The 25,563-nt window shown below is 61.3% G+C and carries 23 protein-coding genes; 8 read left to right on the top strand and 15 right to left on the bottom strand.

The annotated features are described in order from the left end of the window. Nucleotides 1-5: 5 nt before the first annotated feature. Both AC097W_RS06890 and AC097W_RS06895 read right to left on the bottom strand, forming a co-directional pair. A complete protein-coding gene (locus tag AC097W_RS06890) occupies nt 6-689 on the bottom strand; it encodes a dienelactone hydrolase family protein (RefSeq protein ID WP_479601742.1) in 684 nt (227 codons plus the stop codon). Between the two features lie 33 nt (nt 690-722). Next, nucleotides 723-1,325, bottom strand: a complete 603-nt coding sequence (locus AC097W_RS06895) for a DsbA family protein (protein ID WP_479601743.1) — start codon at nt 1,323-1,325, stop codon at nt 723-725. Between the two features lie 118 nt (nt 1,326-1,443). On the opposite strand from AC097W_RS06895, the gene AC097W_RS06900 reads away from it, so the two are divergent. Then, entirely contained in the window at nt 1,444-2,190 is a 747-nt protein-coding gene (locus tag AC097W_RS06900; protein ID WP_479601744.1) for an SDR family oxidoreductase, read from the top strand. A gap of 34 nt (nt 2,191-2,224) precedes the next feature. Then, nucleotides 2,225-2,857 carry a MarC family protein gene (locus AC097W_RS06905; RefSeq protein WP_479601745.1) on the top strand — a complete coding sequence of 211 codons (633 nt, stop codon included), beginning with the start codon at nt 2,225-2,227 and terminating at the stop codon, nt 2,855-2,857. Nucleotides 2,858-2,869: 12 nt separating this feature from the next. On the opposite strand, the gene AC097W_RS06910 is transcribed toward AC097W_RS06905, so the two are convergent. The 5 genes from AC097W_RS06910 to AC097W_RS06930 form a co-directional block, all read right to left on the bottom strand. Beyond that, nucleotides 2,870-3,532: an ABC-type transport auxiliary lipoprotein family protein gene (locus tag AC097W_RS06910; protein WP_479601746.1), complete on the bottom strand. Its 663-nt coding sequence runs from the start codon at nt 3,530-3,532 to the stop codon at nt 2,870-2,872. 29 nt (nt 3,533-3,561) lie between these two features. Beyond that, a complete protein-coding gene (locus AC097W_RS06915; RefSeq protein ID WP_479601747.1) occupies nt 3,562-4,527 on the bottom strand; it encodes an MlaD family protein in 966 nt (321 codons plus the stop codon). A gap of 12 nt (nt 4,528-4,539) precedes the next feature. Continuing rightward, nucleotides 4,540-5,322 (bottom strand): ABC transporter ATP-binding protein, encoded by a 783-nt coding sequence (locus tag AC097W_RS06920; protein ID WP_479601748.1) that lies wholly within the window; start codon nt 5,320-5,322, stop codon nt 4,540-4,542. After that, a complete protein-coding gene (locus AC097W_RS06925; RefSeq protein WP_479601749.1) occupies nt 5,319-6,446 on the bottom strand; it encodes an MlaE family ABC transporter permease in 1,128 nt (375 codons plus the stop codon). Before AC097W_RS06925 ends, AC097W_RS06920 begins: the two co-directional genes overlap by 4 nt. A gap of 111 nt (nt 6,447-6,557) precedes the next feature. Further along, complete coding sequence (locus AC097W_RS06930; protein ID WP_479601750.1) at nt 6,558-8,534, bottom strand: putative bifunctional diguanylate cyclase/phosphodiesterase; 1,977 nt, start codon at nt 8,532-8,534, stop codon at nt 6,558-6,560. Between the two features lie 115 nt (nt 8,535-8,649). Here AC097W_RS06930 and AC097W_RS06935 point away from each other — a divergent pair, with 115 nt between their 5' ends. Next, nucleotides 8,650-9,462 (top strand): enoyl-CoA hydratase/isomerase family protein, encoded by an 813-nt coding sequence (locus AC097W_RS06935; RefSeq protein WP_479601751.1) that lies wholly within the window; start codon nt 8,650-8,652, stop codon nt 9,460-9,462. Between the two features lie 28 nt (nt 9,463-9,490). Here AC097W_RS06935 and AC097W_RS06940 read toward each other — a convergent pair whose 3' ends face one another. From AC097W_RS06940 to AC097W_RS06950, 3 genes are read right to left on the bottom strand one after another with little or no spacing between them, the layout of a single operon-like run. Beyond that, nucleotides 9,491-10,036 carry a hypothetical protein gene (locus tag AC097W_RS06940; protein ID WP_479601752.1) on the bottom strand — a complete coding sequence of 182 codons (546 nt, stop codon included), beginning with the start codon at nt 10,034-10,036 and terminating at the stop codon, nt 9,491-9,493. Further along, nucleotides 10,033-12,714 carry a cation-translocating P-type ATPase gene (locus tag AC097W_RS06945; RefSeq protein WP_479601753.1) on the bottom strand — a complete coding sequence of 894 codons (2,682 nt, stop codon included), beginning with the start codon at nt 12,712-12,714 and terminating at the stop codon, nt 10,033-10,035. Before AC097W_RS06945 ends, AC097W_RS06940 begins: the two co-directional genes overlap by 4 nt. Beyond that, complete coding sequence (locus tag AC097W_RS06950; RefSeq protein WP_479601754.1) at nt 12,704-13,675, bottom strand: sodium:calcium antiporter; 972 nt, start codon at nt 13,673-13,675, stop codon at nt 12,704-12,706. Before AC097W_RS06950 ends, AC097W_RS06945 begins: the two co-directional genes overlap by 11 nt. 109 nt (nt 13,676-13,784) lie before the next feature. On the opposite strand from AC097W_RS06950, the gene AC097W_RS06955 reads away from it, so the two are divergent. Then, complete coding sequence (locus AC097W_RS06955; RefSeq protein ID WP_479601755.1) at nt 13,785-15,044, top strand: putative Na+/H+ antiporter; 1,260 nt, start codon at nt 13,785-13,787, stop codon at nt 15,042-15,044. A gap of 50 nt (nt 15,045-15,094) precedes the next feature. Further along, complete coding sequence (locus AC097W_RS06960) at nt 15,095-16,819, top strand: GMC family oxidoreductase (RefSeq protein ID WP_479601756.1); 1,725 nt, start codon at nt 15,095-15,097, stop codon at nt 16,817-16,819. Between the two features lie 222 nt (nt 16,820-17,041). On the opposite strand, the gene AC097W_RS06965 is transcribed toward AC097W_RS06960, so the two are convergent. Next, on the bottom strand, nt 17,042-18,040 hold the full coding sequence (locus AC097W_RS06965) for a Stealth CR1 domain-containing protein (RefSeq protein WP_479601757.1): 999 nt from the start codon (nt 18,038-18,040) through the stop codon (nt 17,042-17,044). A gap of 122 nt (nt 18,041-18,162) precedes the next feature. Here AC097W_RS06965 and AC097W_RS06970 point away from each other — a divergent pair, with 122 nt between their 5' ends. Continuing rightward, a complete protein-coding gene (locus AC097W_RS06970) occupies nt 18,163-18,921 on the top strand; it encodes a sulfite exporter TauE/SafE family protein (RefSeq protein WP_479601758.1) in 759 nt (252 codons plus the stop codon). 42 nt (nt 18,922-18,963) lie between these two features. Here AC097W_RS06970 and mrdA read toward each other — a convergent pair whose 3' ends face one another. The 4 genes from mrdA to AC097W_RS06990 are packed head-to-tail and all read right to left on the bottom strand — an operon-like array spanning nt 18,964 to nt 23,522. Continuing rightward, complete coding sequence (mrdA, locus tag AC097W_RS06975; protein ID WP_479601759.1) at nt 18,964-20,970, bottom strand: penicillin-binding protein 2; 2,007 nt, start codon at nt 20,968-20,970, stop codon at nt 18,964-18,966. Between the two features lies 1 nt (nt 20,971). Continuing rightward, nucleotides 20,972-21,502, bottom strand: a complete 531-nt coding sequence (gene mreD / locus AC097W_RS06980) for a rod shape-determining protein MreD (RefSeq protein WP_479601760.1) — start codon at nt 21,500-21,502, stop codon at nt 20,972-20,974. A 40-nt stretch (nt 21,503-21,542) separates the two neighbouring features. Further along, nucleotides 21,543-22,463, bottom strand: coding sequence for a rod shape-determining protein MreC (mreC, locus tag AC097W_RS06985; RefSeq protein WP_479601761.1), 921 nt, complete (start codon nt 22,461-22,463; stop codon nt 21,543-21,545). Nucleotides 22,464-22,478: 15 nt separating this feature from the next. Then, nucleotides 22,479-23,522 (bottom strand): rod shape-determining protein, encoded by a 1,044-nt coding sequence (locus AC097W_RS06990; protein ID WP_479601762.1) that lies wholly within the window; start codon nt 23,520-23,522, stop codon nt 22,479-22,481. A gap of 202 nt (nt 23,523-23,724) precedes the next feature. Here AC097W_RS06990 and gatC point away from each other — a divergent pair, with 202 nt between their 5' ends. Both gatC and gatA read left to right on the top strand, forming a co-directional pair. Beyond that, the gene (gene gatC / locus AC097W_RS06995) at nt 23,725-24,024 is read left to right on the top strand and encodes an Asp-tRNA(Asn)/Glu-tRNA(Gln) amidotransferase subunit GatC (protein WP_479601763.1); all 300 of its coding nucleotides are present in this window, start codon (nt 23,725-23,727) and stop codon (nt 24,022-24,024) included. A 15-nt stretch (nt 24,025-24,039) separates the two neighbouring features. After that, a complete protein-coding gene (gatA, locus tag AC097W_RS07000) occupies nt 24,040-25,563 on the top strand; it encodes an Asp-tRNA(Asn)/Glu-tRNA(Gln) amidotransferase subunit GatA (protein ID WP_479601764.1) in 1,524 nt (507 codons plus the stop codon).

Raw genomic sequence — 25,563 nt, forward strand, 5'->3', positions numbered from 1 at the left:
CGGCATTACCCCAGGTGCTGGGCAAAGAACGCCAGCGTGCGTTCCAGCGCCAGTTGGGCGGCTGGCGCGTTGTATGCACCCCGGTGGTCGCAATTGAAGCCGTGCGAGGCCTTGTAGATTTCCACCTGCACGCCGGGCTGCGCCGTTTGGAAGGCCAGCGCACCATCCAGCGGAATGGACTGGTCCTGGTCCCCAAAGTGGACCAGCACCGGGCATAGCGGCACGCGCGCCACCTCGGCAGCCATGGTCATGCCGCCGCCATAGTAGGGCACGGCCGCACTGATGCCGGTGAGCGTGCACGCCGCACGCCAGGTGAGCAGGCCGCCCCAGCAATAGCCCACCACACCCACCTTGCCAAACTGCGCGGCGTAATGCACCGTGGCCTGAATGTCCTGCAGAACACCGGGCGCAGGCAGCGCCTCGACTGCGGCCTTCAGTGCGACTCCCGCACTGATGTCGTCCGGCGTATAGCCCAGCTCGACATCGGCTTGGACCCGGTGGAAGGTGGCCGGTGCAATGGCCAGGTAACCCTGCGCAGCATAGCCGTCCGCTACCGTACGGATGTGCGCATTGACGCCAAAAATCTCCTGCAACACCACAATGGCGCCTTGGGGCTGGCCCGCCGGTTTGGCGACGTAGGCGGGAAAGGAAAAGCCGTCGGCGGCAGTGAGCTGCAAGGCAGTTGTCATAAAAATCCTTTAAATGAAATGAATACCCAGGCGCTAAACGAAGTTCAAACGGTGCTGAACAAAGTCGAGCCGGTCCTGGCCCCAGAAAATCTCGCCGTCGACCACATAACTGGGCGCGCCGAACACACCGGCGTCCATAGCGGCCTGGGTGTTGGCTTCGTAGCGCTGCTGCACCGCTTCGCTGCGTGATTCGGCCAAGCGCCCGCCGTCCAGGCCATTCTCCGTCAGCAGCGCAGCCAACGTGGAGGCATCGGCAATGTCGCGCTGCTGTTCCCATACAGCGGCAAACACGGCGCCACTGAGCCGCATGGCCGCGTCTACTCCATCCTGCAGATCAACGGCAATGATCAGACGCGAAGCGTCGTCCCCCACCACCGGAAAAAACGTAGGCTGCACGTGCAGCGGCAGATTCAGCGCGTCCCGAAACCGGGCCAGCTCCACCAAGCGATAGGCCTGGCGCTGCGGGGCACGCTTGCCCAGAGGCAACCCGCCCGAGACCGCAAACACCTTGCCAAAGTCCACCGGAAAGATGCGCACGCTGGCACCGGCAGCACGCGCCATGGCCTGAAAGCGCGCATGGCCCAAATAGGTCCAGGGGCTTTGCGGTGTGAAATAGTAGTCAACGGTCGTGCTCACAATGTCTCCTTGTTTTGGGGTTGCAGCGGGGCCGGGTTGCACGGTGGTGTATCGTTCCGCTCGCCCCTGTTTTTAACCCGAATCCCCAAACCGTGCAGACCCCGATCTCCATGAACCCATGAACCCTATCGTCCTGATCACTGGCGGCTCGCGCGGCATAGGTGCTGCCACCGCCCTGCTGGCGGCGCAGCATGGCTACGGCGTGGCGGTGAATTACACCGCCAATTCGCTCGCGGCCGATGAGGTGGTGCGCCAGATCCGCGCAGGCGGAGGCACCGCCATCACGGTGCAGGCCGATGTGGCCGTCGAGGCGCAGGTGATGGCCATGTTCGAGAAGATCGACGCCAAGCTGGGCACCCTCTGCGCGCTGGTCAACAACGCCGGCGTGGTAGATGTGGCATCCCGGGTTGATGCAATGGACGTGGCGCGACTCAAGCGCATGTTTGACACCAACGTGCTGGGCGCGTTTGTCTGCGCCCGCGAAGCGGTCAAGCGCATGAGCACCCGGCATGGCGGTGTGGGCGGCACCATTGTCAACGTATCCAGTGCGGCCGCCCGCCTGGGTGGTGCCGGGCAGTATGTGGACTACGCCGCCAGCAAGGGCGCCATTGACACCTTCACCGTGGGTCTGGCCAGGGAAGTGGCCACTGAGGGCATTCGCGTCAATGCAGTGCGTCCAGGCATCATCGAGACCGACATCCACGCCAGTGGCGGCCAGCCCGACCGGGCGCGCCAGATGGCACCGCTAGTGCCCATGCAGCGCTCCGGCACTGCACTGGAAGTGGCCCAAGCCATCCTGTGGCTGATGGGCGCGGACTCCAGCTACACCACCGGCGCCATGATTGATGTGGCCGGTGGCCGCTGAATGGCGACTGAATCGCTACGTTAAAAGGCAAACCATGGATTTCAAACCCCTCATCACGCTGCTGGCCATCGTGAACCCGCTGGCCATCGTGCCATTTTTCATTCACTACACGCACGGCTTTTCACGCGAGCAGCGCCAGCGGACCATTCTGATCTCATCGTTCAGCTGCTTTGTGGTGATTGCCGTCTGTGCGCTGGCAGGGCTGCATATTCTGGAGTTTTTTGGCATTTCGCTGGCCAGCTTTCAGGTGGGCGGCGGCATGCTGCTGCTGACCTCCGCGCTCAACATGCTCAACTCCCGACCCGCCGAGGCCAAGACCACCTCGCACGAGCTGGAAGACGGCGCAGAAAAAGCGGCTATGGGTGCCAGCATTGCCGTGGTGCCGCTGACCATTCCGCTGCTCACGGGTCCGGCCACCATGTCCTCCGTCGTGATCTATGCGGAAAAGGCCAAGACCTTTCTGCAACTAAGCACCCTGGTAGGTTATGGCGTGGTGATTGCACTGGCCACGGCCCTGTGCTTCGCAATGGCACAGCCCATTGCGCGGGTACTGGGAAAAACCGGTATCAACGTGATGACCCGGCTGATGGGGCTGATACTGGCCGCACTGGCGGTGGAAGTGATGTCGGACGGGCTGGTCAAGCTGTTTCCGGCCCTGGGGCGCTAGGCCTGCGCCCCTTCAGCGTTCCGTGCCGGCCGCTTCCACTTGCTGCACCCAGGCATCGATTTCCCCAATAGCGGCGTCGGCTGCCGCGGTCAGTGCGCGCACGCCGCCTGCCGCGTCTGCGCTGGCTGCGGGTCGCGTCACCACAAAGCTGCGCTGGGCCAGCAGCTTCTCGCCGACCGCACCCGCCTGACCCAGGGTCGCACGCACACGCAGCAACCCTCTGCTCTGGTTGGGCGATTCGAATAACTGGCTGAACTCTTCCAGCTCCACGCGCAAAACCATCACTGGCACACGCGCTGCCGCGCCTTGCGCCGGGTTGAGCACGGTGCGGCGCTGCCCCAGTTGCTCGCGCAGCCGTTGGCGCATCAGCTGGGCCGGCGCCATGCTCCAGCGGGCCTGCGCATAGGCGCTGAGTTGCTGGGTTTCGGTGTAGGCCAAGCGGTAGAGCATGGCCGAGGTGTCCAGAAATGGGGGCGCCTCCACATCGGCGACCGCCAGCGTGGGCAGAGGCGCCATGCGGTTGGCGGCGACCGGCGCCACCGGGCCAGGCCCAAAGTCATAGGCCAGCGGGCGCACCGGCGTCTTCAGCACCGAGCAGGCCGACAGCCCGGCAAAAATCAAGACAAATAGGCCTCTAGCCCCCGTAGATACTGCGCAAGCAGCTATTGATTTCATAGCATCTTTCAAGAATTCAGACGGACGATTCATCGGCCACCCGGGGCAGCAAAGCCGGGCTCACCGGGGCCAGGGGGTGCCGTGCCCCGGCCCAGAATCAGCGACTGCGGGTTCTCGTTGACGGCGTCGGCGGCGCGGCCCACCTGGCGCACCGCACGGGCGGTGTCATCCACCGTGCGATTGAGGCGGGGAACCAGCGAGGCGCTGAGCGTCTGCCCGGTAACCACCAAGGCCTCGGTGCCCTGGGCAATCTTGTCCAGCGTGCCGCCCGGCTCCGCCATGCGGCTGGACATGCGCTTGAACGCGTCGGCGGAGGTTCTGGCGGCATCCGCACTGTCGCCCAGCCGCACTGACGTGGCCTGCATGCTCTTGAGCGTGACGCCTGCGTCCTGCACCAGTGCCGGCAGGTTGGCCTGGTCCACCTTGCGCACCAGCTGGTTGATGCTGGCCGCCGCCTGGCCCAGGTTGCCCACGGCGTCCATCAGCTGCTTCTGGTTTTGCTCGGCCAACAACTGGTTGGCGCGGCGGCTGGCTTCTTCCATCTGGGTCAGCAGGCTGGCCCCCTGATCGGACAGACGGGAGAACAGGCCCGGCTGCATGGGTATGCGTGCCGGCTTGGCGGCGTTGGTAGCCAAAACTTCGGTCGACTTGCCTGAATCGTCGAGCTGAAGGAAGGCCAGGCCGGTCACCCCCTGAAAGCCCAACGAGGCAAAGGTGGACGGGGTAATGGGCGCGCTGTCATTGACACCAATGCGCACCAGCACGTTGCCTTTTGCCACGGGGTCCAGCCCTATGGATGTGACGCGGCCGACCAAAACGCCTTTGTAACGCACGCCCGCCTGCGGCTGCAGGCCGGTCACACCTTCGCGGCTGGAGAGCTCGAACACGCGCTGCTCGGCCGTGTCGCGGGTCAGCCAGACGGCCAGCGCCACCAGCAGGGCGGCGACCGCCACCACAAAGGCGCCTGCGGCCATGGCATGTGATTTGTTTTCCATAGGTTTCTCTTTTTACACGGCACCGGGGGGCTGGCGCAACAATTCCATGGCGCGAAGGCCCCGGCCACCCAGAAAAAATTCGCGCACAAACGGATGTTCAAAGCCGATCACATCCGCAATGGGTGCATCCACAATCACATGCTTGTCGGCCACCACGGCCACGCGCGTGCTGAGTTCGTAAATGGTGTCCAGATCGTGCGTCACCATCACCACCGTCAGGTCCAGCTCCTGGTGCAAGGAGCGCAGCAGAGTGCAAAAAGCATCGGCGCGGTCGGGGTCCAGTCCGGCGGTGGGTTCGTCGAGCAACAGCAAGGGCGGATCCATGATCAGGGCCCGCGCCAGCGCCACCCGCTTGACCATGCCGCCCGACAAATCGGCCGGCATCTTGTGCGCATGGGCAGGGTCCAGCCCCACCATCTGCAGCTTGACCATGACGGCATCGCGCACCAGGTCTTCGGGCAGGTGGCGCAGCTCGCGCAGCGGAAAGGCAATATTCTCCAGCACGGTAAATGCGGAGTACAAGGCGCCCTGCTGGAACAGCATGCCCACCCGGCTGGCCGCACCGGCACGCGTCAGCTCATCTGCAGGATGCCCCAGCACGGTGACACTGCCGCGCGTGGGCGTCTCCAGCCCCAAAATCTGGCGCAACAGCACCGTCTTGCCGCCGCCCGAGCCCCCCACGATCGAGAGCAGCTCACCCTGCGCAATGGTGAGGTCCAGGTCCTGGTGCACCACGGAATCCACGCCCGCTGTGCGGAATACGGACCACAGTTTTTTGATTTCAACGACGTTCATATGCCAACGTTCTTGAACACGACGGCAAACAGGGCATCCACCAGAATGACCATGGTGATGGAGGTCACCACCGATGCCGTGGTGCCCTCACCAAGGCTCTGCGTGTTGGGCTTGATACGCAAGCCGTAATGGCAGGCGATCAGCGCGATCAGGAGCCCGAAGACGGCCGACTTGCCCACCGCCAGCCACAGGTTGGACACCTCCACCGCCTTGGCCAGTGCGGTCACAAAATAGGCGGGAGTAAGCCCCATGACCAGGTCGGATGCCAGCATGCCCCCCAACAAGGCAGCCACCGTCGTCCATACCGCCAGCAAGGGCATGGCCACCGACATGGCGATGGCGCGTGGCATCACCAGCCGGAAACCGCGCGGGATACCCATGACCTTCATGGCATCGAGCTCTTCGGTCACCCGCATCACGCCAATCTGCGCGGTGATGGCCGAACCCGACCGGCCCGCAATCAGAATGGCGGCCAGCATCGGTCCGAGCTCACGAATCAGCGCCATACCCAGAATGTTGACGATGAAGGCATCGGCCCCAAACTGGCGCAGCTGCTGCGACATCAAATAGGCCAGCACCACGCCAATCAAAAAACCCACCAGTGCGGTTATCGGCAATGCCGTGGCACCAATGCGGTACAGATGGCCTGAAATGTCGCGCCACGGCGCCTTCTCCGGCGCACGCCACAGGCGCAGGTTGTCGATCAGCAGTTGCCCGAGCAGTCGCAGTGCATCCGCTACGTGCCCTTCAATGCGGTAGACCCAGACGCCAAGCGCCAGCAAAAGACCCCAAGCGGTCTGGCGGCCACGCGGCGGCGGCGCTACCGAAAACCGCGCAACGCGCTCCAGCACGGCGCGCTGGGCTGGCAGGGTGTGCACCTCGCTTGGCCATTGGCGCCCCCAGGTGTTCCACAGGAGCTGTGCACCCGTGTGGTCCAGACGCTGAATCTGGCGCAAATCCCACGGACCAGCCGTGCCTGCACCCCGCAACCCCTGCAGAGCCTTCTGCACGCCCGCCCAGTTTGCCGGGTCTGCCAGGTCTGCAGCACCCCAGCGGCCGAGCAGCACCGCGCGCACGCCGTCGGCTGCGTTCTCGATTGCAATGCGGGGCTGGGAATCCTCCACGGTCGGGTGTCTTTCAGAATTTGTTGCCCGCATGGTACCCGGTGCTGCACAGGGAAAATCAGCAGATTGCCCGCCGCGCCGGGTACCGCCCGTCAATATGACCGCACAGGATCAGTTCACAACCGACCAGCCACCGATTTTTCCTGTGCTGGTCAGCAAGTTTTCATGGAACCAGGCATCCAGCTGCTCAGAGTCCATGGCGCGGGCATAGAGCCAGCCTTGTGCGTAAGTCACGCCCAGCACGCGGAGATAGTCTGCCTGCTCCTGTGTTTCAACGCCTTCGGCAACCATCTGCAAATCAAGCTCCTTGCCAATGCTGACCATGGCACGCAGAAGCGCATGGGCCTTGTCGTCCTTGCCAATGGGGGAAATGAACGAGCGATCCAGTTTGATCATCGTGAGCGGGAGACTGTGCAGGCGGGAAAGGGACGAATACCCGGTACCAAAATCATCCAGATGAACGCCAAAGCCCATTTCACGGCACTTGGAAATGAACCGCATGGATTCGTTTTCGTTGTGCGCAAGGCAGCTCTCGGTCAGCTCGATGTCCAGTAGCCCATCGGCCGTTTGTTGTGCCGCTTCCAGGCATGCGAGCAGCCCTTTGTCGTTCAGTTGCCTGGCGCTCAGGTTGATGGCGACGCGAACACGGCGTCCACGCGATGCCCATGCAGCAGCATGCTTTGCTGCAGTGTCGATGACCCATCGACCGAGGGGAATAATCATCCCATTGACTTCTGCCCGGCCAATGAATTGATCTGGATTGATGTTTCCACGCGCGGGGTGTTTCCACCGCAGCAGTGCCTCCACACCCTCGGCCATGCCGTTGGCCATCAATAGTTTGGGCTGGTAATGCAACTCGAATTGCCCCGAATCGAGCGCGGCGCGAATATTGTGATCGAGCCAGACATGCGTCTGAAGCACCAGATCCATCCACGAATCAAATTCACAAACACAGCTACCCCCGATGCGCTGTGCTTCGTGTAAGGCGACGTCAGACATTCGAAACAGCTCGTCAACACGGGTCGAGTCCACGGGGTATTTGGCAACGCCAACAGACAGGGTGACATAGACGTTCAGCGCTTCGTAGTGAAGCGGCGATGCCAAGGTTTCAAAAATTCCGCTTGCCATTTGCGTTAACGAAGTTGCATCGCTGCGGCTCTCGACAAGCACCGTGAATTCAGCGCCCGTTCCGCGCGCGACCTCGCCAGACTGTCCGGCAAACCTGGCAATGACCTTGCCCACTTCGGCAATGACCGCATTTCCGCCTGCCGGCCCCAGGTTGTCATTGACCAGCTGGAATTCATCCAGATTGATCGTCATCAGGGAAAACGCTGCTTTACGTTCCAGCAATTCTTCCATCCGTACACGCTGTGCATGCGCGCTGCGCAGGCCAGTCACTTCGTCGTGGTAAACCAGTTCACGTAATTTTTCGTCGGCCCGCTCAATCTGGCGCAACTGCCCCGACAACAGACCATGAGAGCGAAAGAATCCGACAAATAGAACCATGACCCCAATCAGGGCAAAGGGAATGCCGAGCAGTTGCCGCTGGTCTTCGACGCCAACGCCAAGAACATGAATGGCAATGCAGGTCAGGGGGTAAGAAAACAAGGCAATCGCTATCGGCAGATAGCCGGCCTCGGGTGCTTTTCGATGCAGCATGAGGCAATACACCCCACCGCTGCCAATGACGATTGACAGTATCAAATCAGTGGCCCACCGCGGCCCACCGGCTACCCAGATCAAATTGGTCGTGAAAATCTGCAAAATCACCGCGCTCAGCAATCGCTTCCATGGCGTGCTGCCCTGCGCAATAAAGTTCAATAGCCCAACGATCAGGCAGGAGACTGCCAGCAGTGCCGGCACCACTACGACCAAAAATGGGACCATGAAACCCCGGTAGACAAAGTGGCCATAGACCGCGGAGGTGAACCAGGCAAAGCCGCCCAGCACCATCGCAAGCGACAGCAAGCCCGTACTCGGGCTGTGGCCAATCAGCCGCAGGCGTGAAAACGCCCACGCAAGGAAAAAAGCGATGCAGCTTGACGCGATTGCCACACCGTCAAAAAAGTTCAAGTTTGTGAGCGTCACAACGATTCTGTGAAATGCCTGGTTAGAGAGAATGGGTGGCCGAACGACAGCTTCTGAATATTTTGGATAAATGTACAGGAAAGAACCAGGCGCAAAATAGCGATCAGGAGACTCCATGAACAACAACGCCAGCCCATCCCCCACCTTCTTATCCACCGCCGAGTTATCGGCAGAACAACGCGGCCCCGTTTTGTGGCTGACCATCACCCGCGAAGAGCGGCGCAATGCCATGAGCCACACTGTGCTTGCTGGCATGGCGCAGGCCATCAGCGCGGCGCAGATCCGGCGCGACATCCGCGCCATCGTGATCACCGGCGCGGGCAGCAAGGCGTTTTGCGCCGGGGCTGATTTGCAATCGGCCAATGCCTTCACCACCGACTACTCCGAACCCCACGGCCACCTGGCACAGTTGCTGCGCGTGGCCAAGGCCAGCCATGTGCCACTGATTGCGCGCGTCAACGGCGCCTGCATGGCGGGCGGGATGGGGCTGATGAGTATGTGCGACATGGCGGTCGCGGCCAGCCACGCCGTATTTGGCCTGCCCGAAGTCAAAGTGGGCGTTTTCCCGGCGCAGGTGCTCAGCGTGTTGCAGCATTTGATACCCCGGCGCAAGCTGGCCGAGATGTGCCTCACGGGCGAGCCCATCACCTCGGCGCAGGCGCTGGAATACAACCTGGTGAACTACGTGAGCGATGCCGATAGCGATGTCGATACGAAGCTGCAATGGCTGCTAGACCGCATGCTCGATAAATCGCCCGCCGCCATTCGACGGGGTCTGTACACCATGAAGAAGGTGGAAGCCATGGCGTTTGAAGAGAGCATGGCGTTTACCGAAAGCCAGATTGCCCTGTTCACCCTGACCGAGGACGCCAAAGAAGGCCAGAAGGCGTTTCAGGAGAAGCGCAAGCCGGTGTGGAAGGGTCAGTAAGGTCCGTGCACCCGACTGAAAGGCTGCGTCATTTGCCCTGCACCACGCGAACGTGCGCCCGCTTGAGCGCCTGGTAGATACGCATGCGCCGGACCAGCGGCCACCAGTCGTAGAGAAAAATCTGCAGTGGCCGCCACATGGCAACCCAGCCAACAATCGTCAAACTTTCGCGCGCGATGGTGAAGGCGGTACCCTGGCCCAGCTGTGCCATGCCGTCCGCAGCAATCAGGCACACGGCAACGAATACAAAACCGATCAGCAGGCTCGCCCTGCCCTGCCTGAAGAGATCAGCGAGGTCGCCCCGCACGCGGTCTGCCTTGTAGGAATAATGGTTGTGAACCGCCTCGGTCACCAGCGCGCCGGGGTCGCCTTCGGCAGGAAGGTGCTCCAGGTGGATCGTGAGATGCAGGCGGCTGTCGGTGGGCAACCCCATTGCCCAGGTCTCGATGAACGCTTCCGCCTCGCGGTCCAGGTCTTTATTCAGAAAGGGCGTTGGGTCCATGGAGTTGAACAACTGCCCGAGTTCGCGCACGCGAAGCTCCAGGTGGTGAACGGGGGAGGATTTTTTTGTCATGGTGCCACACGAAGCCGCCGCCACGCCTTCTCCAGTTCGACCGCCGCATAGACAAACAGCGAGGCGGTCAGGCAAATCACCAATTCGGGCAGGCTGAGCGGCGCGGTCTTGAATATCGGGTTGAGCACCGGCACGTAGATGGTGGCCATTTGCAGCACAAAGGTCAGGAGCACGGCGCCCAGCAGAGGACGGTTACTGGCCACACCGATGCGCCACAACGGGTCCTGCTCGGACCGTATGGCCATGACGTGCGCCATCTGCGACAAAGTGAGCACGGTGAACACCATCGTCTGCCAGTGCGCATGCCCCGTTGAAATGGCCCAGGCCTGCACGCCCAGACACAGGCCACCGATCAGCAGGCCAATGCCCAGAATGTGCTGCCACATGCCGTTGGCAAACAGATTCTCGGTCGGTGGCCGGGGTGGGCGCTGCATGATGCCGCGCTCGGCGGGCTCGGCCGCCAGCGCCAGACCCGGCAGCCCGTCGGTGACCAGGTTGACCCACAGAATGTGGATGGGCAACAAGGGAATCGGAAGCAACAGAAGCGGCGCGAGAAAGATGGTCCAGATCTCGCCAGAGTTGCCGGTCATGGCGTAACGCACAAACTTGCGGATGTTGTCGTAAATGCGCCGCCCCTCGCGCACGGCACCCACGATGGTGGCGAAGTTGTCATCCAGCAGCACCAGGCTGGCGGCCTCGCGGGCGACGTCCGTGCCGCCCTTGCCCATGGCGATGCCGATGTCGGCCCGCTTGAGAGCAGGGGCATCGTTCACGCCGTCGCCGGTCATGGCGACACATTCACCCTGGGCTTGCAGAGCCAGGACGATACGGATTTTTTGCGCCGGGTCTACGCGGGCGTAGACGCGCACGCGGCGCACCTTTGCCATCAGGGCCTCTTCGTCCAGGCTTGCCAGATCGGCGCCAGTGAGCACCGGTGCCTGTGCGTCGTCCACGATACCCAGCCGATGCGCAATGGCGCGCGCGGTGGCGGGGTGGTCGCCGGTAATCATCACCGGCGTGATGCCTGCCGCCTTGCATTCAGCCACCGCCGCCGCCGCCTCGGGGCGCGGCGGGTCCATCAACCCCACCAGCCCGATGAAACACAGATCGCTCTCTACCGCCCCGATTTCGCCGCCCGCCTCGGGCAGATGTTCATGGGTTCGCCGGGCTACCGCCAGCACCCGCAGTCCCTGCGCGGCCAGCGCCTCGGCACGTGCCAGCCAGGCAGCGGCGTCAAGGGGGTGTGTTCCGCTCCCATGGGCTTGCTGCCATTGGGTGGTGCACACGGGAATGACGGACTCGGGTGCGCCCTTGGTGTAGGCCACAAAGCCCTGTTGCGTGCGGTGGAAGGTGGTCATGCGCTTGCGCACCGCGTCAAACGGCTGCTCCAGCACCCGGGGCCACTCGGCGTCCAGCACGGCTTTATCCAGCCCCGCGCCAGCGGCTACATCGGTGAGAGCAGTTTCTGTGGGGTCGCCTTGCCAGCTGCCGTCCTGCGACCGGGTGGCATCGTTGCACAGAGCAATCCCGCGCAGTAGTTCGGTGTGGGCGGCCTGACTGGCATCGGGTGGCGCCAGGCCCGGCGTCCAGGCGGTGCCATCGCCATCTCCGGCCACCAGGCACTCGGCCTGCATGCGGTTCTGCGTCAGCGTGCCGGTTTTGTCGGAGCAAATAGTGGTGACCGAACCCAGCGTTTCAACCGAGGGCAAACGGCGGATCAACGCGTTGAACGACACCATCTTGCGCGCGCCCAGCGCCAGCAAAACGGTAACCACGGCAGGCAGTGCCTCCGGAATGGCGGCCACGGCCAGGCTGATCGCCACCAGAACCATTTGCAGGGGAGCCTCGCCGCGCAGCACACCCACGACAAAAATCACACCGCAAATCGCCAGCACCGCCAACGCCACCCGCTTGCCAAACGCGGCCAGGCGCAGTTGCAGGGGCGTGCTGCGGTTGTCGTCCTGCTCCAGCAAGCCCGCCACCTTGCCCAGCTCGGTGGCCCTGCCGGTGGCCACCACCAGCCCACGGCCGCGTCCGTGGGTAGCCGTGGTGCCCTTGAAGGCCATATTGAGCCGGTCACCCAGCGCGTGCACCGTGCCCATGAGTACGCCAGCGTGTTTATCCACCGTGACTGACTCGCCCGTGAGGGCCGATTCATCCAACTTGAGCTGTGCAATCTCGATGAGCCGCAGATCGGCCGGCACCTTGTTGCCAGCCTCCAGCAACACAATGTCACCCGGCACCAGCACATGGGCTGGCACCTGTTGAACCTGACCGCTGCGCAGCACCGTAGCCTGGGCTGCTGACAGGCGCTGCAGCGCAGCCAGCGCCTGGTCGGCACGCCAGGCCTGAATAAACCCAATGACCGCATTGAGCAGCACGATGACCAGGATCACGAGGGTGTCCACCAGATCGCCCACCACGCCCGAAATGACAGCCGCCGCGATCAGCACCAGGATCATGAAGTCGCTGAACTGGTCCATCACCAGGGACCACACGCTGCGGCCTGCACTGGTCGGCAGCTGGTTGGCGCCATGCTGGAGCGCGAGGTGGGCAATCTGGTCCTCGCGAAGACCCTGCTCCGGGTCCACACCGTGCGCGCGGGCAAGCTCACGGGCATCACGCAGGTGCCAGTCATCGGGCATCTGTACTTTGGGTGGGGGTGACTTATTCGCCATACAGATAGAGAACGTAGGTGTTAAGCAGGTACATGGCCACCAGCCCCAAGCTGACCCAACCTACGGCACGCAGCACGCGGGAGGAAGGTTTGAAGAACAGACCAATCGTGGCCAGGCCGGTCATGATGATGGCGGAGCCTGCGGTGACGGCATGCACCATGGACACATCGACTAGCAGCGAACCGGGGCTGTAAAACAAGTCGTCCACCGCGATGATCGCCACATTGAACAGGTTGCTGCCCAGGAGGTTGCCGATGGCCATATCCAGCGCGCCAATGCGCAGGGCCGACAACGTAACGGCCAACTCAGGCAAGGATGTGATCAACGCAACGAATAGGCTGCCTACAAAGGTCCGGTTCCAGCCCATAGCGGCGGCCATCGCAAAACGGGTCACGGCCTGTCGCAGTGGGGGGATGGATTCTCCCAACGCATCGACCACCGGCACCGCATGCGCACGTTCATAGGTGAAGACAGTGCGCATGGCCACCATGTACAACAACAGCACGGGTGTACCCAGACCAAAGCCCATTTGCGGTACCGAGGCGCGCAGTCCGCCACCCAACGGCACGATCTGACTCATCAGTAGGTTGACCAGCGTAAAGCCTAACATCACCACACCGAACGCTGCGGCCAGCACATGCCCTTGACTGGCGCGGCGCCAGACCGGCTCTTGCCGATAAATGGAATCGATGATCACCAGAAAAACCAGATTCACCACACAACTACCCAGCGCATCACCCACCGCCAGATTCGGCGCATGGGCAAGCGTGACGCTAGTGATACCCGTAGCCAGTTCGGGCAGGGATGTGACGGTAGCCAACAACGCCATTCCAATCCAGCTGCCAGACAAGCCTGTACGCTGCGCGATGGCATCGCCATATCGCGAAAGCTGATAGCCAGCCAGGCCAATCAGGAGGGCGCATAGGCCAAATTGCAGCCAAATACCACTGACGCCATTCATTGCGTGACCTCTCAAATTAGGGCAAAGGGCCACAGCCTGCGGGCGTTCAGCCCCTTGCCAAGGGCGAGCCCCTGCAGGTTACCATGGCACCCTCGCAACGGAGCACGTAATGCATACTGACATGATCCACATCATTGGCGCCGCTCTTTTTGGCGTGGCGCTGCTGCATACGTTTGGCGCCAAGTATTTCGAAGTATTGGCCCACCGCCACCCCAAGCACGCGGGCCTGCTGCACCTGCTGGGCGAAGTGGAAGTGGTCTTTGGCTTCTGGGCATTCGTCCTGATAGCAACCATGGCCGTGGTCGCTGGCCCCAGTCAGGCCATGGACTATGTCGAATCGCGGCATTACACCGAGCCCCTGTTTGTGTTTGTGGTGATGGTCGTTGCGGCATCGCGGCCGGTGCTGGAAGCCGTTCGACAACTGCTGGGCGCGCTCGCGCGCTACATACCGATACGCACACCTGTCGTGCTGGTTTGGCTCGGCTTGGCAGCGGTTCCCCTGATGGGGTCATTGATCACAGAACCCGCTGCCATGACACTGGCCGCGCTAATGCTGGCGCCGCAGATCTTTCGACCCGGCATCCCCGAACGCCTCAAGTACGTGGCTCTTGGCGTGCTCTTCGTCAACGTATCCGTGGGCGGAACGCTGACTTCGTTTGCGGCACCCCCGGTACTGATGGTGGCCACCACCTGGAACTGGGACTCGGCCTTCATGGCCAGCACACTGGGGTGGAAGGCGGCTGTCGCCGTAGTCATCAACGCCACCGGCATTGTGGCGCTGCTACGCCCCCACATCACGGACACCAGTGCGGCGACCAAAGCGCTGGCTGGGACGCCAGTGCCCTGGTTTGTGAGCCTCATACACCTCATCTTTCTGGGAGGGGTTGTGGCATTGGCCCATCACCCTGTTCTGTTCATCGGACTTTTTTTGTTCTTTCTGGGCTACACGCAGGCCTACGTGCGCTTTCAAAGTCCGCTCATCCTGAAAGAAGGATTGCTGGTGGGGTTTTTTCTGGCAGGCCTCGTGGTGCTGGGTGGCATGCAACAGTGGTGGTTGCAGCCTATCGTTTCCAGCCTCGAACCCACCGCCCTGTTTTTTGGCGCGACCGCATTGACCGCCATTACGGACAACGCGGCGCTCACCTACCTGGGCTCGCTCATTGAGGGCATCAGCGACACGTCCAAATACATGCTGGTTGCGGGCGCCGTGGCGGGTGGTGGACTCACCGTGATCGCCAACGCACCCAATCCGGCAGGCGCCGCCCTGCTCAAACTGGGCTTCAACGATGGCTCCATCGGCGCAGGGGGACTTTTTCTGGGTGCCCTTCTGCCCACTTCAGTCGCCATCGTCTGTTTCCTTCTTTTGTAAAGCTCCTTCCGGCCCCATCGCATCCACACCATTGAACTGAAAACAGAAGAATGACCGACACCACTTTCGACTACATCATCATCGGCGGCGGCACCGCAGGCAGCTTATTGGCCAACCGCCTGAGCACCGATGCCTCCAAGCGCGTCCTGCTGATCGAAGCCGGACGCAAAGACGACTACCACTGGATTCACATCCCCGTGGGCTATCTGTATTGCATTGGCAACCCGCGCACCGACTGGCTCTACAACACAGAGCCCGATGCGGGGCTGAACGGCCGCTCCCTGCGCTACCCGCGCGGCAAGACACTGGGCGGCTGCAGCAGTATCAACGGCATGATTTACATGCGTGGCCAGGCCCGTGACTACGACCAATGGGCCCAGCTGGTGGGCGACGCCAACTGGACCTGGGACAACAGTCTGCCCTACTTCAAGTTGCATGAAGACCATTACAAAGGGGCCAACGCACTGCACGGCGCACGCGGAACGGCACCGGCGCTGATGCAGGACGGCAACACTCTGTACCGCAAACTGCTGCGCCACCACAATGCGGGCGGCGAATGGCGGATCGAGAAACAGCGTCTGCGCTGGGACGTGCTGGATGCCTTTGCACAGGCTGCCGTGCAGGCCGGGATACCCGCTACCGATGACTTCAACCGCGGCGATAACGAAGGCGTGGGCTACTTTGAAGTCAACCAAAAAGCGGGTTGGCGCTGGAACACAGCCAAGGCTTTCTTGCGCCCCACCTGCTATGCGCGGCCCAATTTCGAGTTGTGGACCAGCGCACAGGTTGCCAAACTGTTGATTGAACCCAGCGACACGGGTGCACCCCTGCGATGCACCGGTGCCCAGGTGTGGGACGGGCACGAGATGGTCCACGTCACGGCACGCCTGGAAGTGATTGTGTGCGCCGGTGCCATTGGCTCGCCACAGATTCTGGAGCTATCGGGCATTGGCTCCGCGCAACGTCTGCAAGCAGTGGGCGTGCCGGCGGTCAAAGACCTGCCCGGTGTGGGTGAGAATCTGCAGGACCACCTTCAGATTCGCGCAGTGTTCAAGGTGCACAACACGCCCACGCTCAACACGCAAGCCAACTCGCTATGGGGTAAGGCAAAAATTGGCCTTGAATACGCCTTCAAGCGCACCGGCCCCATGAGCATGGCGCCTAGCCAGCTGGGTGCCTTTACCCGCAGTGATCCAGCCCAGCCCTACCCCAACCTGGAATACCACGTACAACCACTGAGCCTGGAGGCTTTTGGGCAGCCGCTGCACAGCTTCAACGCCATGACGGCCAGCGTGTGCAACCTGAACCCCACCAGCCGGGGCACGGTGCACATCAAGACTGCGCGCTTTGAAGATGCGCCCGCCATTGCGCCCAACTACCTGAGCACCGACGTGGACCGCAAAATTGCGGCCGACTCGCTGCGTGTGACACGGCGCATCATGGCGCAGCCAGCCCTGCAGAAGTACCAACCCGAAGAATACAAACCCGGACTGCAATTCCAGACGGATGCCGAACTGGCGCAGTTGGCGGGCGACATTGCGACAACGATCTTTCACCCGGTTGGCACGACCAAAATGGGACGCGAAGAAGATGCCATGGCGGTGGTCGATGCACGACTCAAAGTGCATGGTGTTGCAGGCCTGCGGGTGGTAGATGCCGGGGTGATGCCCCTGATCACCAGCGGCAACACCAACTCGCCGACGCTGATGATTGCGGAGAAGGCGGCGCAGTGGATCGTGGAGGATGAAATTCTCAGATCAAAAAGCGCTACGTAGAGGGTAAATCCTTAGACGAACGCGGGCATTCCTCGGGTACAGTCCTTTCACTTTACGCGAAGCGGCAACTGCGAAGCGACTGAAGGAAGAGAAGCCGAGGAGATGGCTAACGAAGACCAATAATATCTGCATCCGCCAAGAGGTGCAGTTCCAAAAAGCACTGGCTGGTCCAGTGCTTTTTTTATGCCTGCGCGCAAGCGACACACACCGGTGACAACCCCTCTAGGCGGCCTCGCTGTCTTCCACCATGTGCTCAAAAGAGGATGGCTCCGGCAACAGTGTGTCCAGCGTCCGCGTCACGCGCAGCAAACGCGGATCGTCGTCCGGGGCTTCGTCACAGGTGTCATTGAGGCAAAAGAAAGGCAGCTTGCCAAATCGGCTACGCAAGGTATCTAGCTGCTGCCTGGCCATACGGTCGCCGGTGCTGATGTGCAACGGGTCCAGAACGATTTGCTCGGCATACCCGGTATGCACCATCCAGCGCGGCACCAGATCGGATACGAGGGGCGGACTGCGCCAGGACCGGAACGCGGTGGAACGCACGTGCGCAAAGAGTTCGGACGCCAGAGCTTCCAGCTCATACATGGCGCTTTTGAGCATGGGCCTGGGTGCGTGCGAGTACACCCGCGGGTCGTGGCGGTACTCGGGGTAACGCTGGGTCATCCAGTCTTTTGACAGGATGGACGCATTCACCAGCGCAGTCTCCTGGGGCTGCAGGCAGGCGAATTCAGGCAGCATGTCTGATTGCGCAAACACCTTCAAACGGTTGCCAAACCACCACGCAGGATCGACCGTGGCCCCAAAAAAAACATCATCATTCAAATACAGGTATCGCTCGGACAAACCGGGAATACGGTGCAGATAGGACTCAATGTTTCCAGAATCAAACACGGCGCCGGCCGATGGCGGAATCAGGGCTCCATGGTCCACAACCGTGATCCGCCGCGACGGTTGCAACCAATGCGGTACCTGCCCATCGGTGACGATGTAAACATGCCCATGATCAGGGAAGAAGCGCTCTAGCGCACGCAAATTGAACAGAAGTTCGCCGTTGTCACGAAAGCGCCCGGCCGCGTTGCCAAATACGGCCAATTCGTTCGGATTCCGCTCACTCCACGCGCGGTACGCACGCTGCCGCTTTTTTTGCCAGACGGCGTCAGAACCGTCGACCCAGAGGTAGACGATATCGATCTGGTCCGGATTGTCTGGCGCAACGCGCATGGGTGTTCCCTTGGCTAATCGGCGAATTATCTCTAACCGGGGCCGCTTTCACGCGAGCGCGTTTGCTTGCCCTGACATCGCACTGCACCTTTCCCGTCCAAAGTCGAATGAGACAATGGTTCATGGAACTACTTTTTGCGTCACTGGCCTCGTTGATGGCAGGCTTTGTAGACGCCATCGTCGGCGGGGGCGGACTGATTTTGGTACCGGCACTGTTTGCCATTTTTCCAACGACCCACCCGGCCACGCTGTTTGGCACCAACAAGGGCGCCTCCATCTGGGGAACCGGCATGGCCACCGTGCAATACAGCCGTCGGGTCGATATGCCCTGGCATGCACTGGGGCCTGCGGCACTGGCGGGCTTTGTTGCATCGCTGGGTGGTGCGTGGCTGGTGACGGTGATATCCCCTGAGTTTTTGCGCAAGGTGCTTCCCGCTGTGCTGCTTGCGGTATTGGTCTACACCCTGGCCAAGAAGGAACTGGGGAGACACCATGTTCCGCGCTTCGCCGGTACGCGTGAGGCGCTGGTAGCCAGCGGCATCGGTGCGGTGATTGGTTTCTATGATGGATTCTTCGGACCGGGCACGGGCAGCTTCTTTGTTTTCTTGATGGTGCGTGTATTGGGCTACGATTTTCTGCACGCGTCGGCCAGTGCCAAGCTGCTCAACACCGCAACCAACCTGGCGGCGCTGCTGCTGTTCACCCTGAAAGGCCATGTGTGGTGGCACTTCGCGCTGGTCATGGCAGTGGCCAATGTCGTGGGCAGCCTGGCGGGTACGCACCTGGCACTCAAGCACGGCACGGGATTTGTTCGCTGGGTATTTATTGCCGTTGTCAGCGCTCTGATTCTCAAGACTGGCTACGATGCCTACCTGCGATGAACGCTATGGTTTTAATAGCTGCTTGCGCAATATCTACGGGGGCTAGCGGCCTGCTTTGCCTGAAGTCGCCGCACTGACGGCAGGTACCGGTGCGGGTGCAGCAGCCGCCCCACGCGGCCAAGGCACTTCCGCAGCAAGACGGGGTTTGCCCATCGGCGCAGTCGCTTGGCCTTTGCTCACGGCAATCAGGTCTTCCGCATTCGGGTATTGGCCCAACAGCCAATAGTCAAAGGCGCGTCGTGCAATGGGTGCAGCCGACGTGGAACCAAAGCCGGCATTTTCCACAATGACTGCCAGCGCGATTTTTGGATCTTCCGCGGGCGCAAACGCGATGTACAGTGAATGGTCGCGCTGGCGTTCTTCCATCTTGGCCGCGTTGTATTTTTCCTTTTGGTTCAGGGACACGGCCTGCGCTGTTCCGGTCTTGCCCCCGCTGAGGTAGCCCGCACCGGCAAACACCCGGGCCGACGTGCCCTCCTGCGTCACGCCCACCATGGCGCGTCGAATGATGTCGACATTTTCGGGTTTGAAACCCAGGTCTTCCGGTGCTGCCGGAGGCACCGGTTCCCGCACGTGGGACGTGGCGTCTTGTGTGGCGATCACCAGTTGCGGCTTGTGTTTGACCCCGGCGTTAGCCAGCGTGGAAACCGCCTGGGCCAGTTGCAGCATGGTGAAGCTGTTGTAGCCCTGGCCGATGCCCAGCGAGATGGTTTCCCCTGCGTACCATTTTTGCTGCTCCGGGCGTTTGTAATACTTGCGCTTCCATGCCTGGCTGGGCAACACGCCACGCACCTCGCCATTGATATCAATGCCTGTGATCTGTCCGAAGCCGAGCGGCTTCATGAAGTCGTGCATGGCATCCACGCCCAACTCATTGGCCAACGAGTAGAAATAGGGGTTACTGGATTCGACGATGGCGCGGCGCATATCCATGATGCCGCCCTTTTCATTTTCCGGACTGCCAAAGCGGTGGCCGCCAAACATGTAAAAGCCAGGGTCGTTGATCAGCGTCGTGGCCGAGCGGGTTCCCGTCTGCAATGCTGCCAGGGCCATGAATGGCTTGTAAGTGGAGCCCGGAGGGTAGGTACCCCGCAAGGCACGGTTCAGCAAAGGCTTGTCCAGGGACTCGTTGAGCATCTGCCAGTTTTCCTGGTCAATGCCTTCGACAAACAGGTTGGAGTCGAAGGTGGGTTTGCTCACAAAGGCCAGCACCTCACCGGTCTTGGGGTCCAGCGCCACGAGCGCGCCACGGCGATCGCCAAACATGTCTTCAATCAGCTTTTGCAACTTGATGTCAATCGACAGCACGACCACATTGCCGGGGGTGGACGGATTGCTGGCAAGCTTGCGCACCGCTCGGCCACCCGCCGAGGTTTCGATGCGCTCCACACCGGTGATGCCATGCAACTGGCTCTCAAAACTCTGCTCGACGCCGAGCTTGCCCATGTATTCCGTACCACGGTAATTGGCCTGGTCGTCGTCGTCCTCGATCTTCGCTTTTTCGGCCTGGTTGATGCGTCCGATATAACCAATCACATGGCTGGCCAGCTCGCCGTACGGGTAACTGCGAAACAGCCGGGCCTTGATCTCTACGCCGGGAAAACGAAAACGCTGCGCGGCAAACCGGGCTACTTCCGTATCCGTCAGACGGGTGCGAATCGGCAGGGACTCAAAGCTTCTGGATTCTTCCATCAGCTTCTTGAAGCGCCTGCGGTCGCGCGGGGTGATATCCATCACGCTGGAAAGATCGTCCAGCGTCTGCTCCACGCCGCCCGTTTTTGATGGCGTTATTTCCAGGGTATATGCTGAATAGTTGCTGGCCAGCACCACGCCATTGCGGTCCAGAATCAGCCCCCGGTTGGGCACGATGGGGACGATGGATGTGCGGTTGCTCTCGGCCTGCGCACGCAAATCATCGTGGCGTATGACTTGCAGGTAGGTGAGGCGCAGCGCCAGCAACACGAAGCACGCCAGCACCACCACGCTCACCACATAGACACGGGTACGAAAGCGCGCCAGATCGGCTTCGACGTTGCGTAGTTCAGTCATCCTACAGAGGCCGGTTGGCGTCTGGATTCGGCGCCCGCAGCTGGGGTGCCAGCAGCACAATACTGGCCACGGGCCACAGCACGGCTTCAATCACGGGTGCCAGCAACATCAACAGGCCGGGAAACGTGCCGCCGCCGACCATGCCCAACGCCAGCTCAACCGCATGCGCAGCAACGAACAAGGGGAGCACCTGCGCGGCCTGCGAAGGAACCGTAAACCACAGCAACCGCCGGTGGATGGTGATGGCCAGAAAGCTCAGCACCGTGTAGGCCAAGGCATGTTGCCCCAACAAACCACCCTGATGCACATCCAGCAGCAAACCAAACACAAAGGCCGTCACAATTCCGACCCGCAAGGGCTGGTGCACAGCCCAAAAGACCAGCACCACGGCCAGAACATCGGGAGTCCAGGCGGCGCGCCCCCAGAGGCCCATGTTTTGCACCATGTTGAGCAACAGGGCAACCAGCAGGCTACCCCAGACAAACAGGGGGTTGGCTGGCAACAGCAACTGCTGACCGGGCCGCATGATCATGAGGATGACTCCGTGCGCACAGAGCAAAAGCGCGAAGCACTCATTTCAAGGTACCTCGTTTGGACGGCGCGGCTGGCAAGTCAGCCGGTGGCCGTGCCGGGATCTGGGTGGACAAGGGCTCCAGCACCATGACATGCCCTGAACCAGAAACCAACGCCAGCGGAACGCAATAAATGCGGGCGAACACCGCGTCAACGCGGCGCTCCACTTTCTCGACTCGCGCGACAGGAAGACCGGGTGGATACACGCCGTCGACGCCACTGGTTGTCAACAGATCGCCAGCCGCCACATCGGCGTTGGCCGCCATGAAGCGCAACTCCAGAGCGTCAGCATGCGTGCTGATATCGCCAAAAGCCACACCCCGCGCGCCGGTTCGGGTGTTAAGGACCGGAATGGCGTGGTCCCTATCGGTAATCAGGGTCACCTCGCTGACCAATGGATAGACCCGGGTGACCTGCCCGAGCACACCGGCCTCATCGAGAACCGGAGAACCCAAACCCACCTTGTCCGCCATGCCTTTGTCAATGAAGACTTTACGACTGTAGGGGTCGGCTGCGTCGTAAAGAACTTGCGCCGCCATACCGGGAGACTGCAAACGCTCCCGCAATCCGAGCAGCTTGCGCAACCTCGCATTTTCCAGCGACAGTTGCTCCACCTGATTGGCCCGTTGCGATTGCAAATTGCGCTTTGTCAGCGCCTCTTCCTGAACCGCCTGGGCGGCGGTCATGGAAGAAAAATACTGGCTTCCGGCCTGGATCAGGACTACCGGACGCAGCGCCAGCCACTGCACTGGGTAAAGTACGGTAGCCAGTGCCACACGCAAGGGCTGCATGACCTTGAACCGCGCGTCCGCCACCATGAGCAAGAGTGCCAAAGCGCTGCACACGGCCAGTTTTGACAGGGCCGAAGGCCCTTGGCGGAAAAAGGGAGGCGGCGCTCTGTCCAGCGTACCAAGTGGCATCGCTGATTCCGACGATTATTCGCTGGTGAAAATGGAGCCCAGACGCTCCATCTGCTCCAGCGCAATGCCGCAACCGCGCACCACACAGGTCAGAGGATCTTCGGCCACCAGCACCGGCAGGCCTGTTTCTTCAGCCAGCAGACGATCGAGGTCGCGCAACAGGGCGCCGCCACCGGTGAGCATCATGCCGCGGTCGGCAATGTCAGCACCCAACTCTGGCGGGGTCTGCTCCAGCGCGTTCTTGACCGCGGAGACAATGTTGTTCAGCGGATCGGTCAGCGCTTCGAGAATTTCGTTACTGGAGATGGTGAAGCTGCGTGGCACGCCCTCGGACAGGTTACGCCCGCGCACTTCCATTTCCTTGACCTCGGAGCCGGGGAATGCCGATCCGATTTTCTTCTTGATGGACTCTGCCGTGGGCTCACCGATCAGCATGCCGTAGTTGCGGCGGATGTAGTTGATGATGGCTTCGTCAAACTTGTCGCCGCCCACGCGGACAGACCCTTTGTAGACCATGCCGCCCAGGCTGATGACACCCACCTCGGTGGTGCCGCCGCCAATGTCGACCACCATGGAGCCGCTGGCCTCCGATACGGGCAGGCCGGCGCCAATTGCGGCGGCCATGGGCTCTTCAATCAGGTACACATCACTGGCACCCGCGCCCAACGCGGATTCACGAATGGCACGACGCTCAACTTGGGTAGAACCGCAAGGCACGCAAATGATGATGCGCGGACTGGGGCGAAAAATGCCGCGCGGATGCACCATCTTGATGAACTGCTTGAGCATTTGCTCGGTCACCGTGAAGTCGGCAATCACGCCGTCTTTCATGGGGCGAATGGCTTCAATATTGCCGGGGACCTTGCCCAACATGGCTTTGGCTTCCTTGCCGACGGCCTGAATCGTCTTTTTACCCTGGGGTCCGCCTTCGTGGCGAATGGCGACTACGGAAGGCTCATCCAGAACAATGCCCTGTCCGCGCACAAAAATCAGGGTGTTGGCTGTACCCAAGTCAATCGCCAGATCGGTAGAAAAATACCGACGAAATGCACCAAACATCAAAATTCCTCTCGGGCACAACAGGCACTTCGGCCAGCCATCACCACAGTTTTATCGTTAAAAATCGTAAGATTAGTGTCAAGTTTCGGGTTTTTGCGAGACTTGGACCAAAGGCAGGATAATAACCGATTGCCTGTGAATAACCCGCCCAGAAGAGCGCGTTCAGGCTCGATTTACCTTTGGTTTCAACTCTAAACGCACCATGTCCCTGACATCTACCGATATCGCGCGCATTGCCAATCTGGCGCGCCTGGAACTGCAGCCCGCCGAGAGTGATCGTCTGCTGGGTCAAATGAACGATTTTTTCGCGATTGTGGAGAAGATGCGGGCAGTGGACACCACCGGCATCACGCCGCTGGCCCACCCCGTCGTCGTTCTGTCCGACATCGCATTGCGCCTGCGGGAAGACCGGGTGAGTGAGCCCAATCAACGCGAAGCCAACCAGCGCAGCGCGCCAGCGGTGGAGCGCGGGCTCTTTCTGGTGCCCAAGGTGATTGAATAATTTAAAAAGCACACGATGACGTCCTTCAAAACCACTGACTCCCAGGACCTTCACGACCTGAGCGTCCACGCATTGACCGAGGCGCTGCGCAGCAAGCAGGTTTCGGCTGTTGAACTTGCCAGCCACTTTTTAGAGCGAAGTCGCGCCCATTCAGACCTCGGCGCGTATGTCGAGATCCAGGAAGAAACGACGCTGGCGCAAGCACGCGCGGCTGACGCCCGCATTGCCAACGGCACAGCCGGGGTACTGGAAGGGATACCCATCGCCCACAAGGACATCTTTGTCACCAAAGACTTTGTTTCGACGGCTGGGTCACGCATGCTGAAGAACTACCACTCGCCCTTTGATGCGACCGTGGTCGCCAATCTGGCCGCGCAGGGCGTGGTCACACTGGGCAAGCTCAACTGCGATGAGTTCGCCATGGGTTCGAGCAATGAAAACTCGGCGATTGCGCCCGTCGGCCACAGCGCAGTAGAGCCCGTGCGCAACCCGTGGAACCTGGACCGTGTCCCCGGTGGCTCGTCCGGCGGTAGCGCCGCCGCCGTCGCAGCGAGGCTCGCGCCAGCCGCGACCGGCACCGATACCGGCGGCTCCATTCGCCAGCCCGCCGCGTTTTGTGGCATCACGGGCATCAAGCCTACCTATGGCCGTGCATCACGCTACGGAATGATTGCCTTTGCCTCCAGCCTGGACCAGGCAGGCCCCATGGCCCGCTCGGCGCAGGATTGCGCCATGCTGCTCAGTGCCATGTGCGGCCCGGATCTGGACCGTGACTCCACATCCCTTGATGTGCCCGCTGAAGACTTTTCACGGAGGCTATCGGACTCCCTCGAAGGCCTGCGTATTGGCATTCCCCAGGAGTTTTTTGCGGACGGCTTGTCGAGCGACGTGCGAACCGCCATTGATGCGGCTCTGAAAGAATACGAAAAGCTGGGCGCCAAGCTGGTGCCCATCAGCCTGCCGCGCACCGAGCTGTCGATCCCCGTGTACTACATCATTGCGCCCGCAGAGGCCAGCTCCAACCTGAGCCGTTTTGATGGCGTCAAGTTTGGCCACCGGGCCGAGAAATATACCGACCTGTCGGACATGTACAAAAAGACCCGCGCCGAAGGTTTCGGCGACGAGGTCAAGCGCCGCATCATGATTGGCACCTATGTGCTGTCACATGGCTACTACGACGCCTATTACCTACAGGCACAAAAAATTCGCCGCATGATTGCCGACGACTTTCAGAACGCCTTCCAGCAGTGCGACGTGATTGCCGGCCCCGTGGCCCCCACCGTCGCGTGGAAGTTGGGCGAAAAATCAAACGATCCGGTGGCCAACTACCTGGCCGACATCTACACCCTGCCCGCCTCGCTGGCAGGCCTGCCCGGCATGAGCGTGCCGGTCGGTTTTGCGCAGAATGCCACCGACAAAGGCATGCCGATTGGTATGCAACTGATTGGCAATTACTTTCAAGAAGCCAAGCTACTCAACGCGGCCCACCGCTTCCAACAAGCCACGAACTGGCACGCACACACGCCGGAGGGCTTCTGA

The organism is Rhodoferax sp. GT1R46 (assembly GCF_056521285.1).

Bases quoted from the DNA above. Each gene is read 5' to 3' on its own strand.
- mreD (WP_479601760.1), bottom strand. From the start codon at position 21,502: ATGATCATGCGGCCCGGTCAGCAGTTGCTGTTGCCAGCCAACCCCCTG.
- AC097W_RS06890 (WP_479601742.1), bottom strand. From the start codon at position 689: ATGACAACTGCCTTGCAGCTCACTGCCGCCGACGGCTTTTCCTTTCCC.
- AC097W_RS06990 (WP_479601762.1), bottom strand. From the start codon at position 23,522: ATGTTTGGTGCATTTCGTCGGTATTTTTCTACCGATCTGGCGATTGAC.
- AC097W_RS06915 (WP_479601747.1), bottom strand. From the start codon at position 4,527: ATGGAAAACAAATCACATGCCATGGCCGCAGGCGCCTTTGTGGTGGCG.
- AC097W_RS06965 (WP_479601757.1), bottom strand. From the start codon at position 18,040: ATGCGCGTTGCGCCAGACAATCCGGACCAGATCGATATCGTCTACCTC.
- AC097W_RS06945 (WP_479601753.1), bottom strand. From the start codon at position 12,714: ATGGCGAATAAGTCACCCCCACCCAAAGTACAGATGCCCGATGACTGG.
- mrdA (WP_479601759.1), bottom strand. From the start codon at position 20,970: ATGACTGAACTACGCAACGTCGAAGCCGATCTGGCGCGCTTTCGTACC.
- AC097W_RS06970 (WP_479601758.1), top strand. From the start codon at position 18,163: ATGGAACTACTTTTTGCGTCACTGGCCTCGTTGATGGCAGGCTTTGTA.
- AC097W_RS06950 (WP_479601754.1), bottom strand. From the start codon at position 13,675: ATGAATGGCGTCAGTGGTATTTGGCTGCAATTTGGCCTATGCGCCCTC.
- AC097W_RS06910 (WP_479601746.1), bottom strand. From the start codon at position 3,532: ATGAAATCAATAGCTGCTTGCGCAGTATCTACGGGGGCTAGAGGCCTA.
- gatA (WP_479601764.1), top strand. From the start codon at position 24,040: ATGACGTCCTTCAAAACCACTGACTCCCAGGACCTTCACGACCTGAGC.
- AC097W_RS06940 (WP_479601752.1), bottom strand. From the start codon at position 10,036: ATGACAAAAAAATCCTCCCCCGTTCACCACCTGGAGCTTCGCGTGCGC.
- AC097W_RS06900 (WP_479601744.1), top strand. From the start codon at position 1,444: ATGAACCCTATCGTCCTGATCACTGGCGGCTCGCGCGGCATAGGTGCT.
- AC097W_RS06955 (WP_479601755.1), top strand. From the start codon at position 13,785: ATGCATACTGACATGATCCACATCATTGGCGCCGCTCTTTTTGGCGTG.
- gatC (WP_479601763.1), top strand. From the start codon at position 23,725: ATGTCCCTGACATCTACCGATATCGCGCGCATTGCCAATCTGGCGCGC.
- AC097W_RS06935 (WP_479601751.1), top strand. From the start codon at position 8,650: ATGAACAACAACGCCAGCCCATCCCCCACCTTCTTATCCACCGCCGAG.
- AC097W_RS06905 (WP_479601745.1), top strand. From the start codon at position 2,225: ATGGATTTCAAACCCCTCATCACGCTGCTGGCCATCGTGAACCCGCTG.
- AC097W_RS06920 (WP_479601748.1), bottom strand. From the start codon at position 5,322: ATGAACGTCGTTGAAATCAAAAAACTGTGGTCCGTATTCCGCACAGCG.
- mreC (WP_479601761.1), bottom strand. From the start codon at position 22,463: ATGCCACTTGGTACGCTGGACAGAGCGCCGCCTCCCTTTTTCCGCCAA.
- AC097W_RS06960 (WP_479601756.1), top strand. From the start codon at position 15,095: ATGACCGACACCACTTTCGACTACATCATCATCGGCGGCGGCACCGCA.